The 15,511-nt window shown below is 51.0% G+C and carries 10 protein-coding genes, 2 tRNA genes and 1 rRNA gene; 7 read left to right on the forward strand and 6 right to left on the reverse strand.

Annotated elements, in window-relative coordinates:
- Window positions 1–58 precede the first annotated feature (58 nt).
- From NDQ72_09385 to NDQ72_09410, 6 genes are all read right to left on the reverse strand, one after another.
- Complete coding sequence (locus NDQ72_09385; GenBank protein ID WKD30134.1) at window positions 59–1,258, reverse strand: MFS transporter; 1,200 nt, start codon at window positions 1,256–1,258, stop codon at window positions 59–61.
- An 8-nt stretch (window positions 1,259–1,266) separates the two neighbouring features.
- The gene (locus tag NDQ72_09390; protein ID WKD30135.1) at window positions 1,267–1,770 is read right to left on the reverse strand and encodes a hypothetical protein; all 504 of its coding nucleotides are present in this window, start codon (window positions 1,768–1,770) and stop codon (window positions 1,267–1,269) included.
- A gap of 77 nt (window positions 1,771–1,847) precedes the next feature.
- Window positions 1,848–3,104 carry a DEAD/DEAH box helicase gene (locus NDQ72_09395; GenBank protein WKD30136.1) on the reverse strand — a complete coding sequence of 419 codons (1,257 nt, stop codon included), beginning with the start codon at window positions 3,102–3,104 and terminating at the stop codon, window positions 1,848–1,850.
- Between the two features lie 272 nt (window positions 3,105–3,376).
- Window positions 3,377–3,970, reverse strand: coding sequence for an ABC-type transport auxiliary lipoprotein family protein (locus NDQ72_09400; GenBank protein WKD30137.1), 594 nt, complete (start codon window positions 3,968–3,970; stop codon window positions 3,377–3,379).
- Window positions 3,971–3,983: 13 nt separating this feature from the next.
- Window positions 3,984–5,666: an intermembrane transport protein PqiB gene (gene pqiB / locus NDQ72_09405; protein WKD30138.1), complete on the reverse strand. Its 1,683-nt coding sequence runs from the start codon at window positions 5,664–5,666 to the stop codon at window positions 3,984–3,986.
- Window positions 5,659–6,984 carry a paraquat-inducible protein A gene (locus tag NDQ72_09410; protein WKD30139.1) on the reverse strand — a complete coding sequence of 442 codons (1,326 nt, stop codon included), beginning with the start codon at window positions 6,982–6,984 and terminating at the stop codon, window positions 5,659–5,661. The genes pqiB and NDQ72_09410 overlap by 8 nt, the downstream gene beginning before the upstream one ends.
- 222 nt (window positions 6,985–7,206) lie before the next feature.
- Here NDQ72_09410 and NDQ72_09415 point away from each other — a divergent pair, with 222 nt between their 5' ends.
- From NDQ72_09415 to NDQ72_09445, 7 genes are all read left to right on the forward strand, one after another.
- Window positions 7,207–8,181 (forward strand): calcium/sodium antiporter, encoded by a 975-nt coding sequence (locus NDQ72_09415; protein ID WKD30140.1) that lies wholly within the window; start codon window positions 7,207–7,209, stop codon window positions 8,179–8,181.
- Between the two features lie 369 nt (window positions 8,182–8,550).
- Window positions 8,551–10,230 (forward strand): thiol reductant ABC exporter subunit CydD, encoded by a 1,680-nt coding sequence (cydD, locus tag NDQ72_09420; protein ID WKD30141.1) that lies wholly within the window; start codon window positions 8,551–8,553, stop codon window positions 10,228–10,230.
- The gene (cydC, locus tag NDQ72_09425) at window positions 10,227–11,954 is read left to right on the forward strand and encodes a thiol reductant ABC exporter subunit CydC (protein ID WKD30142.1); all 1,728 of its coding nucleotides are present in this window, start codon (window positions 10,227–10,229) and stop codon (window positions 11,952–11,954) included. The genes cydD and cydC overlap by 4 nt, the downstream gene beginning before the upstream one ends.
- Window positions 11,955–11,969: 15 nt before the next feature.
- Window positions 11,970–12,962, forward strand: coding sequence for an adenosine deaminase (locus NDQ72_09430; GenBank protein ID WKD30143.1), 993 nt, complete (start codon window positions 11,970–11,972; stop codon window positions 12,960–12,962).
- A 439-nt stretch (window positions 12,963–13,401) separates the two neighbouring features.
- Window positions 13,402–14,936: ribosomal RNA gene (locus NDQ72_09435) — 16S ribosomal RNA — on the forward strand.
- A 191-nt stretch (window positions 14,937–15,127) separates the two neighbouring features.
- Window positions 15,128–15,204, forward strand: a tRNA-Ile gene (locus NDQ72_09440).
- A 102-nt stretch (window positions 15,205–15,306) separates the two neighbouring features.
- Window positions 15,307–15,382, forward strand: a tRNA-Ala gene (locus NDQ72_09445).
- Window positions 15,383–15,511: the final 129 nt, after the last annotated feature.

A 15,511-nucleotide genomic window follows, 5' to 3' on the forward strand; every position in this document is an offset into this window, starting at 1 on the left:
TCAGTATGCTATTGAAACAGGCTCTGCAAACTGAGGCAGGTATTGCCATGTACGACTGCTAGCCGCGATGTACTAACAACTCACCACTATGATCGTCTAATTGGCGGTTACGCCCAGCCAATAAGGCGAATCCGCAACAAATAATAATTAGCAGTATAAGCAGCCATGCTATGTGGGCTAACTCTGCTCCGGCTTGCAGCATCAGGCCAACCCCAAAAGGGCCTATCGCTGCCAACGTATAGCCGCCACCCTGTACTAAGCCAGAAAGCTGCCCCGCGAGACGCGAGTTAGCCGTTCGTAACACCAATAGGCTGAGTGCTAAGCTGAAGCTGCCGCCTTGGCCAATACCAAGAAGTATCGCGCCGGGCCACTTCCAGGCTAGTGGCGCAATAAGCAACATCCAAAGCCCTAGTGCGGTGCTAAAAAGGACTAGCAGTAAGGCAGGGCGTTGATCGTGAGTTAAGCGGGCTAGCCAAGGTGCGCCCAGCGCTGAAACTAGCTGACACATGATTGAGATGGCCATTGTCCAGCCGGCCGCAGCTTCATCATAGCCTCTGTAGACCAATAAGGTGGGCAGCCAGCCAAACACAATGTAAGCCATGGAAGACTGAATGCCCATGAACAGCATGACATGCCACGTAAGTGGCTTACGCATTAATTGGGCGAGCGAAGAAGAGTTTCTTGGCTTGAGTGGGGTGTGTTGAGCCGTTGGCATGTTGATCACCCAGAGTGCCAGGGCTACTAATGCTAATAGTGACCAGCTCATTAGACTCAACTGCCAGCTGCCTAGCCATTGCATCAGCGGAACACTAAGACCAGCGCCTAAAGCACCGCCGAAACATAACGCCATGGTGTATAAACCAGTCAGAAGATCGGCGCTATGGGGCAGCTCGCGTTTAACAAGCGCTGGTAGAAGGGTGCCGCTAAGGCCAATCGCGCTGCCTGCCATTGCTGAGCCAATAAAAAGTGCCCCAGGCACTGGCATGCCTCTTAAGATTAAGCCGCAGGTTAATAAAAGCAGTGCACTGCTCAGGGCCCGTTCACTGCCCAACTGTTTAGCCAGTAGAGGAGCAAGTGGGGCTGACAAGCCTAAAAAAAGCACGGGTAACGTGGTTAAAATGCCCGCTGATGCAGGGCTTAGCCCCGCAGTTTCTTGCAGTCGGGAAAGCAGCGGCGCAACTGATGACATAGCAGGGCGTAAATTAAGCCCTACTACGAACATCAGAACAATAAAGGTGTATGTGCGACGAGAAGCCATGCTGACATTTACTTGAGGTGGGGGCGTAAGTCGCCGCGTACCGCATCAAGCAGGGTAATGAAATGATAGTCTTGCTGCGTGTCTAAGCAGTCTACGCGCACCTCGGTACGCATCCCCTTATCAATATTCAGCTTGTCGTAGATTTCGAGGGTTAATTTACGTGCAGGTTTCTCGCCCGGCGTAATAACACCGTCTTCCAGTGTAAAGGTTTCAAGTAGCGTTACCCGTACTCGCGTGCTGCTCTCTTCGCTAAGTACCCGTCGCACAAATAACCACCCCTCACAGGGAAGCGATTCGTTATTATTACGTTCACGTAAGAAAAGTGTGCGATAACAAGCGCCCTCTGTAGAGGCTTTTTCAGCCATGCTGCGATACGCCTGCAGCACTTGCCCAGCCGATGCTCGGGCATCTTCTAGCCGCTGTGAAATACCTTGGTGCTCACGGCTTAGTTGCTCCTGACGTTGGAAGGTAAGCCACTGGCGGTAATCGTTAATAAGTTGAGACGACGCCATAATCACTCCATGAATAAGTTAAGCTGTGCCAGCGGAATATGCGAAGCGCTAACCTTCGCATATTCCTAAGCTAAGGGCTAGCGACGGGCGCGACGACGACGTTCACCGCCTGTATTGGCTGCTTGTCCTTCCGGTTTGCGCTTGGCGCGAGGCTGTTTCTGACCACGGCGACCATTTTCAATCGGCTCGGGCTTGGCGTTGGGGTCAGGTTCAAAACCAGGTTCGATACGTTTAGGCAGGTTCTGCTTGATAAGACGCTCAATCCCACTCAGCAAGCCGTGTTCGTCGACACATACGAGCGAAACTGCTTCGCCATCGCTGCCCGCACGGCCGGTGCGTCCAATGCGGTGAACATAATCCTCTGCCACATTGGGTAAGTCGAAATTAACGACATGAGGAAGTTCGTTGATATCTAGCCCGCGAGCGGCAATATCAGTGGCGACAAGTACCTGCAAATCACCGCTTTTGAAAGCACCTAGTGCACGTGTTCTAGCCCCTTGGCTCTTATTGCCATGGATGGCCATGGCGGGTATGTCCTGCTTAGAAAGCTGCTCTGCTAAGCGGTTCGCGCCATGTTTGGTGCGTGTGAAAACGAGTACCTGAAACCAGCCATGCTGCTGAATTAAATGGGCCAGCAGCTCGCGTTTTTTATCACGATCTACTCGATAAATGGTTTGCTCAATTTTTTCAGCAGTCGTGTTGCGAGGTGCGACTTCTATTAATGCTGGGTTGTTGAGCAGCTGTTGCGCCAATAACTGTATGTCGTTGGAGAATGTTGCAGAGAACAGCAGGTTTTGACGCTGTTTCGGCACTAAACGCAATAGACGCTTGATATCATGGATGAATCCCATGTCGAGCATACGATCAGCTTCGTCGAGCACCAGGATTTCGACGGCCGATAGATCGACATGGCCTTGTTGATGCAAATCTAGTAGCCGACCTGGCGTGGCCACCAGCACATCAAGTCCCGCTTTGAGTGCATCCACTTGTGGCTGTTGGCCAACACCGCCGAAAATAATATGCGAGCGTAAAGAGAGGTGCTTGCCGTAAGCGGTTACGCTTTCGCCTACCTGGGCAGCAAGCTCGCGCGTAGGCGTGAGCACTAACGCGCGTACTTGGCGTTTGCCAGGACGTTTGCCATTCGCTAACCGCTGTAACATGGGCAACGTAAAGCCGGCGGTTTTGCCTGTGCCAGTTTGTGCACTGGCGAGCATGTCGCGACCTTCAAGTACAACGGGGATAGCTTTTTGTTGAATAGGGGTAGGCTGCGTATAGCCCTGCGCGGTAACCGCGCGTAGTAAATCGTCGTGCAGACCAAGTTCAGAAAAGCTCATGCGTTCTCCGCAATCGCTTAGTAAGTGACGTCGCTTGGCGCCGTCGTTACTGAGCGTAATGTTCAAAAAGCGAGGATGGTACACCTTCGCGGCAGCGAAGTTTGCCAGATAAAGCACGCTGCCGCGATGGTCATTTTTTTGCCGATCAAGACGGTGAAATAGACATTGGCTTGAATCGGGGGTGACGTGGTAATGCTGAAAGATGACTCCTTTAGTATATCATGGATACTTCATTTCAGCGTTTAACCTAGAGGTTGGATGCCTTACTGATGTCACATCTGAAAATAATTTCCTTTGCGGATCTCGTTGGCGATTTGCAGGGCCACCTTGTCCCAGCTTTCGCCAAGCGAGCGAACGAGAGCAGGGTAGCCGTCCTGCTGGAGCTCGGTCTCTGCAGAAAAACTTTTTAGCGCAAGTAGGTTGTTATCTTCACCGCGTAACTGCCATTGACCACTGGTGACCGCTCGCCCGTCGTGCCGCCCCTGAAATTGATCAACTTCAAGTAGTAATGTGAGCGCTTCAGGTGCATTGCCATCAGCATGAACGACCTGGATGGACGTGAGCTCTTGGGATAGCTGAGCACGCAATGCACGTTCTAATTGGCGTCCAATACTTTCAGCCCATTGGTGTTCGCGGGCTTCATTTAGGGTGATGTCATCAAGCTGCATGACGATACCGTCTACATCCAGATAATGTGCTAAACGTGGTGATCGCACCTGCAGTGTGCCAATCGGCTGGTTTGGCGAACTTACTGCATTTTCGCTTGGTAGCATGTAACGAGAGGGCGGTGTGACACTGCTGGCACAAGCACTTAGCAGTATGCAAAGGCCAAATAGTGATAAATAGCGGATTGCCTTATAGCGCATAGTAAGCTCCTTCTTAGCGTGGTGCGCGAGGCACGGGATCTTGAGTATCCAGGTTGTCGAATAAGAGCGCTCTTGGGTTTTCATTTAATGTGCGAGTAAGTGGTTGTAAGTCGCGCATTAATCGATCCAGCCGTTGAATAGCCGTTGTTAAATCTTGATAGGCTGGCGATGATGGCGATACACCTTGCAAGGTGCTACGTAGCTCTTCAAGAGTTGCATTTACGTTTCCGCCGATTGCCTGAGTGTCGGGGTCATTCAGCAACTGGTTGATGGAGGTGCTTACTTGGCGTATTTCGTTGAGCATACTTTCAGATGCTTGTAAGTTTCGGTCTAAACCTGCAAGTAATGGCTCAACTTCAAGCGCGTTTAATTTCTCAAGCAGGCTGGTTACCTGCGCTTGGATCTGTGCAAAGCCACCAGCGACGGTAGGGAATACGGTTCGCTCTGAGAACGTTTCGGCGACATATTCATCAGCCAAGTCGCGTTGAAAATTAAGATCAACGAAAAGTGCACCCGTTAATAGGCTGCCATTTTTGAGTGATGCACGCAGCCCTAAGCCGAAGAGGCGCTTAAAGCGCGAGTCCCACTGCTCTATATCAATGTCGGCATTCTCAATGCCCAAGCGCTGAGGCTCGATTCGAATCAGCACCGGGATGGCAAACTGAGAACGTGAGTCGGGCTGTGGAGCAGTAAAATTCCAGGGCACCGATGCAACAGTGCCGATTCTTACGCCGCGAAATTCGACGGGCGCACCTTTCGATAACCCGCGAACGGTATCATCAACCAATAGCACGTACTCTAAATACTGATTGAAGGTTCCTTCCCGGGCAGTATTTTCATCCGCATAGAGATTAAAGCGTGCATTGGGCTCTACGGGTTGCCCCATGGGCAAGTCTTCTGGTACACCAAATGTAACGCCGCCTCCCAGTAATGCTTCAAGAGACTCCACGTTGACACGTACACCATCGGCATCTAGTTGGAAATCAACACCGCTCGATGTCCAAAATCGAGTGCTATCCGTTACCAACTGGCCGTAGGGTTCTTCAATAAATACTTGGTGGTGCATGGTGCGAGATTCCGCGTCAAACCGAGTGTCTTCAACTCGTCCTACGGTATAGCCCTGATAAGAAACAGGGTCGCCTATACGTAGTGAGTTGCCCAGTTGACTGACTAAGCTGATTTGCAAACCAGCCTGCCCAGCTGGCGCAACCGGTGGTGTATCACTTACCGTAAACTCGCGCTCAGGTTCATCAGACTGACCTGCCTCTAGCTGAATATAGGCACCCGACAATACCGTGCCCAGCCCGCTAATACCCTCACGGCCAATGCGCGGCTTTACCACCCAGAATCGGCTATCTTCCCTAAGCATCGCTTCCGCTTCTGGTTGGATGCGGGCGGTCATGACGGCGTGGGAAAGGTCATCAGATAAGCGAACGTTTTGGACTCTGCCTATTTCAACATTGCGGCTGCGAATAAGCGTGCTGCCCGCTTCGATACCTTCCGCGCTGTCCATCGTTAGTGTAACGAGCGTGCCTCGGCTGGCGTAGTTGTCGTAGGCGAGCCACAGTCCAATCACAACAGCAACGATTGGCACGATCCAAATCGGAGAGAGCCGTGTTTGCGGTGATGACTTCGCACGATGTAAATCGTTGCTGTCGTTGGTATCGGCTTTCTTTGGTGTTGAATCATTAGCCATCAACAGTTTCCTTGGTGGCCGTGTTACGGCGTGTAGAGCGAGGGGGCGGAGTGTCCCAAATTAAGCGCGGATCAAACGTCATGGCTGCTAACATTGTGAGCACAACGACGGCAGCAAACGCGAGCGCAGCCGGCCCTGGTGTAATTGACATTAACGACCCAGCGCGAATTAGAGCAACTAATATGGCAACTACAAATACATCAACCATGGACCATCGGCCTATAAATTCAGTTAGCCGATAAAGTCGAGTTCGGCTTTGTGCGTTGAGCTCGTTGCTATGCTTTATGACCATACACAGCCAAACCAGTGCGACCAGCTTACCAACGGGAACAATAACACTCGCCACAAAGATAACCACGGCCACGGGCCAGGAGCCCATTTGGATCAGTTGAACAACCCCACCGATGATCGTTGAGGGTGATGAGTGCCCTAAGCTGGTAGTGATCATAATAGGGTATACATTGGCAGGGATATACATCACCGCTGCTGCAAAAAGCAGTGCCCAGGTGCGTTGTAAGCTGTGGGGTAATCGTGGGTGGAGCTTTTCTTGGCAGCGCAGACAGCGCCCCTTGCCATGCTCATTAAGGCGATTAATTAGGCCGCAAGTTGGGCAGCCGGTTACCCCTTGGCTTGCCGCAGTCGTTCCTGTGAGAGTGCCTTCTGGCGCGAGAGGTTCTTTCTCTAAAGAGAACCACATCCAATCTGAATCAATGGATTGTGTTGTTAACAGTAAAAGGACGGCAAACGCGCTGAACGCCCAGAAGGAGATGCCTAATTCAACGTGTGCCATGCCCGCTATTTTTATCAAACTCACCAGTGCCCCAACGATGAAGACATCCGCCATCATCCATGGGGTAAGCCTCGCTAGTGAACGAGCGATATCATGACTAAATGGCATTGGATGACCGCGAAGTAAACCAAACTGAAGCCAGATCACGCCAATTAGATAAATAGCGGGCAGCACAACAATGGTCATAATGACAGCGATAGCGACAACAGGCTGATGAAACGCGATGAGCGTAGTGGCAGTCTGTGAAAGCTCTATACGATTACCAATGCCGCTGATGCTAAAGCTAACAAACGGAAATGACACTGCTGCAAGTAGCGCTATCAAGGATGAAAGCGCTAGCGCCATGCTTCTCTGAGCAGGATAGCGATGCCGCTTTACCAGTACATGTGAACAGCGTGGGCAGGATGCTTTCTCTCCAGAGCCGAGTGGAGGGAGTGCAGACACCCAGTCACACTCATGACAGGCGCGTAGGCGTCTACGCTGGGCACGTGCTTCAGGAGGGTGGCAGTCGACCTGTGGTGAGTTCACCCGCAAAGAAGGTCGTTTGATAAACTGAAAATGAGGCAACTGCTAATTCTCAATACGTTGAGGAATCCAAATTAGTACGGCGGGCAGATACTACTGTCAAATCGAGATTTATCTTCGCTCTGCCAAAACAGCACTTGACCTAACTAACTAGTTAGACAAGGATGCCTCGGCAATGGTGCCTAATGATAGTGCCTAACATTACGAAATTAAGGAAATGAAATAATGTTGCTCCCTTTTTTGGCGGTAGTTTTGGGATTGGTGCTTCTTGTATGGAGCGCCGAGAAATTTATCGATGGTGCTGCAGCTACCTCTAGGTGGTTAGGACTATCGCCTCTATTAATTGGCATGCTGGTTATTGGTTTTGGCACCTCTGCACCAGAAATGATGGTGTCAGTGTTGGCGGCCATGCAAGGAAATCCTGGCTTAGCGGTAGGTAACGCCTATGGTTCCAATATCGCTAATATTGGCCTTGTTTTAGGTTTTGTCGCGTTGCTCGCTCCTTTAGCAGTGCATTCTGGTGTGATCCGTAAGGAGATGCCGCTGTTGATCGGTGTCATGCTTCTGACGGGTTATATGCTTTATGACGGTTGGATTTCTCGGGCGGAAGCCGTCTTACTGCTAGGCGCATTGGCGCTCTTTATTGGGGTTAGTATTGTTCGTTCACGAGGGCAGCAAGACGACCCGCTAGTGGGTGAAGTGTCAGAAGCGCTGGATAGTAAGCCCATGTCTCGTGGCAAGGCGCTTATGTGGACGTTAGTTGGTCTGGTGTTGTTGATTGCTAGCTCGCGCATCTTAGTGTGGGGGGCGGTTGAAATAGCGGTAGCCTTTGGGGTGAGCGACTTAATTATTGGGCTAACCGTTGTAGCAATAGGAACGTCCTTACCAGAACTTGCTTCCTCTATCAGCGCTTTGCGGCGCAAAGAGCATGATATGGTGCTGGGTAATGTCGTAGGCTCTAACCTATTTAACAGCTTGGCTGTGGTAGGTCTTGCCGGCGTCATTACGCCAATTGAAGTGGGGCGCGAGGTGCTAATTCGTGATTGGAGCGTCATGACCTTTATGACCCTCATGATGGTGTTCTTTGCTTTCTCTTGGCGGGGGCGCCCGCGGCGTATAAACCGTATCGAGGGTGGCGTGCTGTTCTCTATGTTCATTGCTTACACTGGCTATATGGTTAGCCTTGTAGTGATGTCCTAACTGCGTCAATGCGACACAGTTTGGCAGCAGGATTAGTAGTGTATAACGTTTGTTACAACGTCAAATTACAACACATTCGAATATCAGGCTTGGTTGCTGTGTTGCTGCATCGTGCCTAGAGCGCATGCGCTTATTGCTAAAGTGCAGCACCAGTGAGGCTTAACTAAGCTTGTGTGACCCAGCAGTGGGATACTAATCCAAGTCTTAGGAGAGTGTGATGGAGCTTGACCCCCTCGTGCTGTCGTGGATTCAGCTTGCCTTCGTAGTATCGTCTTTCGCTATTTTGGACAAAGGTGTTTGCGGTTGTCTTTGGCTTGAATGTACCCATTGGCAAGGCGCGACCATCAAGTGAGGAGTGCCACTAATCTTATGGCCACCTCTCAATCCGGTCAGATAATACCCTTAACTTCACGCTCGTGGTTGAAATCGCTTGCTCGGCGTGAACGCAAAAAGCTCACGCTAGCAGCGATATGTGGCGTGCTTGCAGGGGGACTTACGGTTTTATTAGTGGTGGGGCTGGCATGGGCTATTGATCAGCTTGTCATTCATGGTCGCTCACCGGCATCACTGACCGTTTTTTTTCTGGGATTGATGTCAGTGGTACTACTTCGCTCACTGCTTCAAGCAATGCAAGAAGCCAGTAGTGCAGAGGCAAGTCTTCGTATTCGCCAGCATGCGCGAGAGGCATTGCTAAATAAGGTGGCGACGCTTGGGCCCGTTTGGCTTACTCGCCAACAGAGTGGGGCGATAGCGACTCAGGCGGTAGAGCATATTGACGCGTTGGACGGTTATTTCGCGCGTTTTTATCCTCAGATGAGGATTGTCGTCGCCTTACCGTTACTTATCCTTTGCATTGTTGGATGGCTGGACTACCTTGTGGCCATCTTTTTGTTGCTTTCTGCACCGCTTATCCCGCTTTTTATGGCGTTGGTAGGTATGGGCGCTGAGCGTTTGAATCGTGATCAATTCATGGCTGTGTCGCGTTTGTCGGCCCACTTTGTAGATCGAGTCAGAGGGATGACGACGCTCCAGCTGTTTGGCCATACCAAGTCAGCACAAAAAGATGTTTGGTATGCCACCGATGACTACCGACGACTAAGTATGCGCACGCTGCGTCTAGCGTTCCTATCATCAGCGGTACTTGAGTTTTTTGCATCCGTGGCGATTGCGGTTGTGGCCATGTATGTCGGTTTTGGTCTGCTTGGTTATATCGACTATGGACCATCTTCCTCTCTAACTCTCTTCACTGGGCTAGCCGTTTTATTGCTGGCACCCGAGTTTTTTCAGCCTCTACGAACGCTATCCCAGCACTATCATGACCGCGCAGCAGCATTAGGGGCGGCTGAAAGTATCGTGGCAATACTTAACGAGCCAGATCTGGTCCCTTCAGCCACGTCAGTGCCTCATTCAGAGAATACAGTTATTGAGTTTTGCGGGGCTGGTGTTGGATATGAGGGGCGTGCCACGGTCTTGTCTAACCTGAACGCCACCATCCGATGCGGTGACGTGGTTGCTATCACTGGTGAATCAGGTAGCGGCAAATCATCCATCCTAGCCTTAATGGCTGGTTTTATGATGCCTAGCAGCGGTGAGTGCCGCTATCGTCACAGTGGTCAGGTCGCGTGGCTGGATCAAACGCCTTGCATTATTCAGGGCAGTCTTGCCGATAACTTGCGCTTAGCCGCTCCTGAGGCTGATCAAGCGTCAATGGTGCGAGCACTGCAACGGGCAGGGCTCGGTGAGTTGTTATCCCAGCTAGCAAATGGTCTGGAAAGCCTGGTAGGCGAGCGTGGTGTCGGGCTCTCCGGGGGGCAAGCACAGCGTCTTACGCTGGCGCGTGTCTACCTTAGCGAGGCGCAACTGGTTTTGTTAGATGAGCCAACGGCTAGTCTTGATTCTATTACTGAGAAGGCTGTCATTCAGGCACTGTTAGATTGGGCAAAGGAAGGCCGTACGCTAGTTATTGCAACGCACCACCCTGCGCTGGTAGCCGTTGCTAATCGTCATTTTACCTGTAAAGCCGGTCAGCTTATTGAGGCGACGGTATGAAGCAGTTTTATCGCGATATGAAACCGTGGCTGCTCATCATGCTGCGTCGTCGTCAGCGCTTTTTTATGGGGGCATTATTAGCGTTGGTGACGCTTCTGGCAGGTCTTGCACTGTTAGGGCTTTCGGGTTGGTTTATTACCGTCTGTGCATTGGCTGGCATCGCGTTGGCAGCTGGGTTGCCCGTTACTTTAGATATTTATGTTCCCGGTGGCGGTATTCGTTTTTTTGCACTGCTGCGAACGGTGGCGCGTTACGCGGAGCGTCTTTATAACCACAATACCGTACTGACATTGCTCGCTGATTTGCGCTACCGCGTATTTGGCGATTTAACAAGGTTGGATGAAGCAACGCTTAAGCGCCGCCGCGCGAGTGAATGGCTAAGTCGCTTAACGTCGGATATTGATACGCTTGACAACCTGTATCTACGATTGCTTATCCCTCCGTTAGTTGGGCTGTTGAGCATCCTTGTGGTATCTGGCTTTATCGCTATTTGGGTGCCAGTGTTGGGTGGTTTGATAGCCGCTGTATTGAGCGTGCTATGGCTTGTAGTGACGCTTGGTTATGCGTGGTTGGGGTTTAGTAACAGCCACCAGCAAGTTAACGACCAAGAAGAGTTGCGTCGTCTAGTGCTTGATCAAGTACAAGCGTCGGCTGAGCTAATGAGTTACCAAACCAACCCTTGGTACCGTACACGGATTAATCAACACGAAGACCAAGCGCTAAGTAATCAGCGTCAGCTTGCTTATAAGTCGGCCATTGGCAACGCGTTAGTATTGGCGGTGACCGGCGTATTGTTGGTGGGCGTATTATGGCTGGGCAGCTTCATTGTAGAGGCCGGCCACGTGGCGGGGCCTATCATGGTTATGGCGGTTATCGCTGTGCTGGGTATAAATGAAGTATTCACTACGCTGCCTAACGCCTTTCTAAAAGTCGGTGCTAGCTATGGCGCTGCTCGGCGACTAAATGCGCTAAGTAGCATAATGACTGAGGCGCCGTGGTTGGCTTTGCCTGATGCTTCTCGCGGGCATCCAGTGGCGTTTAATAATGTTTCTTTTCGTTATCCCGATACAGCCTATTCGGTGCTGTTTGACACTACATTTACCTTGCCTGCCGGAGAGCGAGCAGTAGTGACAGGTGTCTCAGGGGCAGGCAAGTCAACGTTGGCTAACCTTATTATGGGTAGAATATCGCCTTCAGAGGGGCAGGTTTACGTTGCCAGCTGTGCGCCTTCTAACGTTACTGTGGAAAGCCGTGCCAAGCATTTTGCTTTGCTCACGCAGCAGGTTGATCTTTTTGATGGATCGTTAGCGGCGAATCTGCGTATCGCGAACCCTGAGGCAAGCGATGATCAACTGTGGGAAGCTCTCTCTCAAGTTGCCCTAAAAGATTGGGCAAAGCAGCAACCAAATCAGCTTATGACTCAAGTCGGCGAAATGGGGCAGCAGCTCTCAGGAGGGCAGGCACGAAGAGTGGCATTGGCTCGTATTTTCTTGCGTGATCCAGCCGTAGTGCTTTTAGACGAACCCTTTGCCGGTGTGGATGCGTTCACCGCAATGCATATTGCTAAGTCCCTTGACCATTGGCTCACTGGTCGAACAGCGATCTATTTTATTCACCAAGTAGAATGCCCGTCGTTGCTGCCTGGCGTTAACTATCACTGGCGACTTGCTGGGGGAAAGTTAAATACGGATACTCTTGATAATGTTGGAAATAATTTACCCTAATGACAGGAGTTTCGTATGCATGAATTTCTTCTTCAGCTGCCTAAGGTAGAGCTTCATTTGCATATCGAAGGCTCGCTAGAGCCTGAGTTAATGTTTGAACTTGCCAAGCGAAATGGTATTGAGCTTCCATATGCGACGGTTAAAGAGGCAAAAGCAGCTTACGAGTTCGATGACCTACAGGGGTTCCTAAATCTTTATTATCAAGGCATGAATGTGCTGCGCACAGAGCAGGATTTTTATGACTTGGCGATGGATTATTTCCAGCGTGCTCGTGGGGAAGGGGTCGTGCACATTGATATGCATTTTGACCCTCAGGCCCATCTCCAGCGTGGCATCCCTCTTGAGGTTGTGATGGCGGGATTGCTTCGTGCGAAAGAAGAAGCAGAGGCAACGCTTGATCTGTCTGTTGGTATGATTATGGCTTTTTTGCGTGATCGTCCGGCTGAAGAAGCGCTCAGCGTGCTCGAAAACGCTGCTCCATACTGGAAGTTTTTAGATGCGATTGGTTTAGACAGCGCAGAGCGTGATAATCCCCCGGTAAAGTTCCAGGCACTGTTTGCGCGAGCCAAAGAACTTGGCTTGGTGCGTGTTGCCCATGCAGGAGAAGAAGGGCCTGCTGAATATATTGCTGAAGCACTGGATCTTCTCGATGTTCAGCGAATTGACCATGGGGTTCGCTGCCTCGAAAGTGACGCAGTGGTTAAACGGCTGAGAGAGCGTCAAATCGTACTAACGGTTTGCCCGCTGTCTAATGTCAGTTTGAAAGTGGTTGATGATCTTCGAGATCACCCTCTTCCCCAGTTATTGAAAGAAAACCTCAAGGTGACAATTAGCTCAGACGACCCGGCTTATTTTGGCGGTGGGTTGCTGACAAATCATGTTGCCTGTGCTGAAGCATTTGGCTGGGATGCTGAGGTCTTTCGCATGCTGAACCGTAATGCAATTGAAGAAGCTTTTGTTGATGAGCCACGTCGCCAAGAGCTTTTGCAACGTCTTGAGTTGGTATGAAAGAACCGCCGACCTTGTGTTGATAATGGCTTATGTAAATCGCTCCCTATTTCACCGTCGGCCAGCATAGGATTGGTAGCTACCCGTAGTGAAGTTCCTACTAGACAAACTGTCTTCTTAAGTAGTCGCCTGTCTTCTTTCTAGGTGGCTATCAAACAAGATAAAAAAGTGTTGACGAATAAATAGAAATGAGTAGAATACGCCCCACATCGAACGGCAGCGCCATTCGATAGCTCTTTAATAATTTGATCAGGTAATTCATGTGGGCGCTTGCCGATGAGGGTGATAAATCACCAAATATCAAGGCAAGCGGTCATGAGAACGACAGTTTTTAAACGTAAGTTTTTAAACAATAGTTGAATGAATTCGTTTGAACCTTGAGCCAAGTTTGATGCGCTTTTGTTGCCTTTGGGTGGCGAGTAAGCATCACAATGATTTTAAACTGAAGAGTTTGATCATGGCTCAGATTGAACGCTGGCGGCAGGCCTAACACATGCAAGTCGAGCGGTAACAGGGGTAGCTTGCTACCCGCTGACGAGCGGCGGACGGGTGAGTAATGCATAGGAATCTGCCCGATAGTGGGGGATAACCTGGGGAAACCCAGGCTAATACCGCATACGTCCTACGGGAGAAAGGGGGCTTCGGCTCTCGCTATTGGATGAGCCTATGTCGGATTAGCTAGTTGGTGAGGTAATGGCTCACCAAGGCAACGATCCGTAGCTGGTCTGAGAGGATGATCAGCCACATCGGGACTGAGACACGGCCCGAACTCCTACGGGAGGCAGCAGTGGGGAATATTGGACAATGGGCGAAAGCCTGATCCAGCCATGCCGCGTGTGTGAAGAAGGCCCTCGGGTTGTAAAGCACTTTCAGCGAGGAAGAACGCCTAGTGGTTAATACCCATTAGGAAAGACATCACTCGCAGAAGAAGCACCGGCTAACTCCGTGCCAGCAGCCGCGGTAATACGGAGGGTGCAAGCGTTAATCGGAATTACTGGGCGTAAAGCGCGCGTAGGTGGCTTGATAAGCCGGTTGTGAAAGCCCCGGGCTCAACCTGGGAACGGCATCCGGAACTGTCAAGCTAGAGTGCAGGAGAGGAAGGTAGAATTCCCGGTGTAGCGGTGAAATGCGTAGAGATCGGGAGGAATACCAGTGGCGAAGGCGGCCTTCTGGACTGACACTGACACTGAGGTGCGAAAGCGTGGGTAGCAAACAGGATTAGATACCCTGGTAGTCCACGCCGTAAACGATGTCGACCAGCCGTTGGGTGCCTAGCGCACTTTGTGGCGAAGTTAACGCGATAAGTCGACCGCCTGGGGAGTACGGCCGCAAGGTTAAAACTCAAATGAATTGACGGGGGCCCGCACAAGCGGTGGAGCATGTGGTTTAATTCGATGCAACGCGAAGAACCTTACCTACTCTTGACATCCTGCGAACTTGTGAGAGATCACTTGGTGCCTTCGGGAACGCAGAGACAGGTGCTGCATGGCTGTCGTCAGCTCGTGTTGTGAAATGTTGGGTTAAGTCCCGTAACGAGCGCAACCCTTGTCCTTATTTGCCAGCGGGTAATGCCGGGAACTCTAAGGAGACTGCCGGTGACAAACCGGAGGAAGGTGGGGACGACGTCAAGTCATCATGGCCCTTACGAGTAGGGCTACACACGTGCTACAATGGCCGGTACAAAGGGTTGCGAGCTCGCGAGAGTCAGCTAATCCCGAAAAGCCGGTCTCAGTCCGGATCGGAGTCTGCAACTCGACTCCGTGAAGTCGGAATCGCTAGTAATCGTGAATCAGAATGTCACGGTGAATACGTTCCCGGGCCTTGTACACACCGCCCGTCACACCATGGGAGTGGACTGCACCAGAAGTGGTTAGCTTAACCTTCGGGAAAGCGATCACCACGGTGTGGTTCATGACTGGGGTGAAGTCGTAACAAGGTAGCCGTAGGGGAACCTGCGGCTGGATCACCTCCTTAAACGATGCATCATCCCTCGCGGTAAGCGCTCACAATGAATTACCTGATCAGATAATAGAGCAAACGGTAGCTAGTTTAGCTGTCACAAGGGTCTGTGGCTTAGTTGGTTAGAACGCACCCCCTGACCTTAAATGGAAAGCAGGGTGAGGTCGGCTAACAGGTTCATGGTGCCCGATGATAGTTGAATGCCCGGGTCTGTAGCTCAGTTGGTTAGAGCGCACCCCTGATAAGGGTGAGGTCGGCAGTTCAAGTCTGCCCAGACCCACCAATTTTATCCAGTACGGCGTTATTTTATGACTCGCATAGCAGGCTATGCGTCGCCATAAAATGCCTTGTCCTGTATAAAATTACCCGGAAAAAGTAATACGATGGGGCCATAGCTCAGCTGGGAGAGCGCCTGCCTTGCACGCAGGAGGTCAGCGGTTCGATCCCGCTTGGCTCCACCATTAAGTTGTACGTTACCAACCGTTTGTTGATGTTTTGTGACCACTGATAAGTCAAACGCTAAGATTGCGTTGCCTTATCACTGTTCATCGAACAGTCGCTCTTTAACAATGTATATCATGCTGACATAA

This window comes from Halomonas sp. KG2 (assembly GCA_030440445.1).
Lineage (GTDB): Bacteria > Pseudomonadota > Gammaproteobacteria > Pseudomonadales > Halomonadaceae > Vreelandella.

Coding starts and splice junctions, on each gene's coding strand:
- NDQ72_09395 (WKD30136.1), bottom strand. CDS start 3,104: ATGAGCTTTTCTGAACTTGGTCTGCACGACGATTTACTACGCGCGGTT.
- NDQ72_09390 (WKD30135.1), bottom strand. CDS start 1,770: ATGGCGTCGTCTCAACTTATTAACGATTACCGCCAGTGGCTTACCTTC.
- NDQ72_09430 (WKD30143.1), top strand. CDS start 11,970: ATGCATGAATTTCTTCTTCAGCTGCCTAAGGTAGAGCTTCATTTGCAT.
- pqiB (WKD30138.1), bottom strand. CDS start 5,666: ATGGCTAATGATTCAACACCAAAGAAAGCCGATACCAACGACAGCAAC.
- NDQ72_09400 (WKD30137.1), bottom strand. CDS start 3,970: ATGCGCTATAAGGCAATCCGCTATTTATCACTATTTGGCCTTTGCATA.
- NDQ72_09385 (WKD30134.1), bottom strand. CDS start 1,258: ATGGCTTCTCGTCGCACATACACCTTTATTGTTCTGATGTTCGTAGTA.
- cydD (WKD30141.1), top strand. CDS start 8,551: ATGGCCACCTCTCAATCCGGTCAGATAATACCCTTAACTTCACGCTCG.
- cydC (WKD30142.1), top strand. CDS start 10,227: ATGAAGCAGTTTTATCGCGATATGAAACCGTGGCTGCTCATCATGCTG.
- NDQ72_09415 (WKD30140.1), top strand. CDS start 7,207: ATGTTGCTCCCTTTTTTGGCGGTAGTTTTGGGATTGGTGCTTCTTGTA.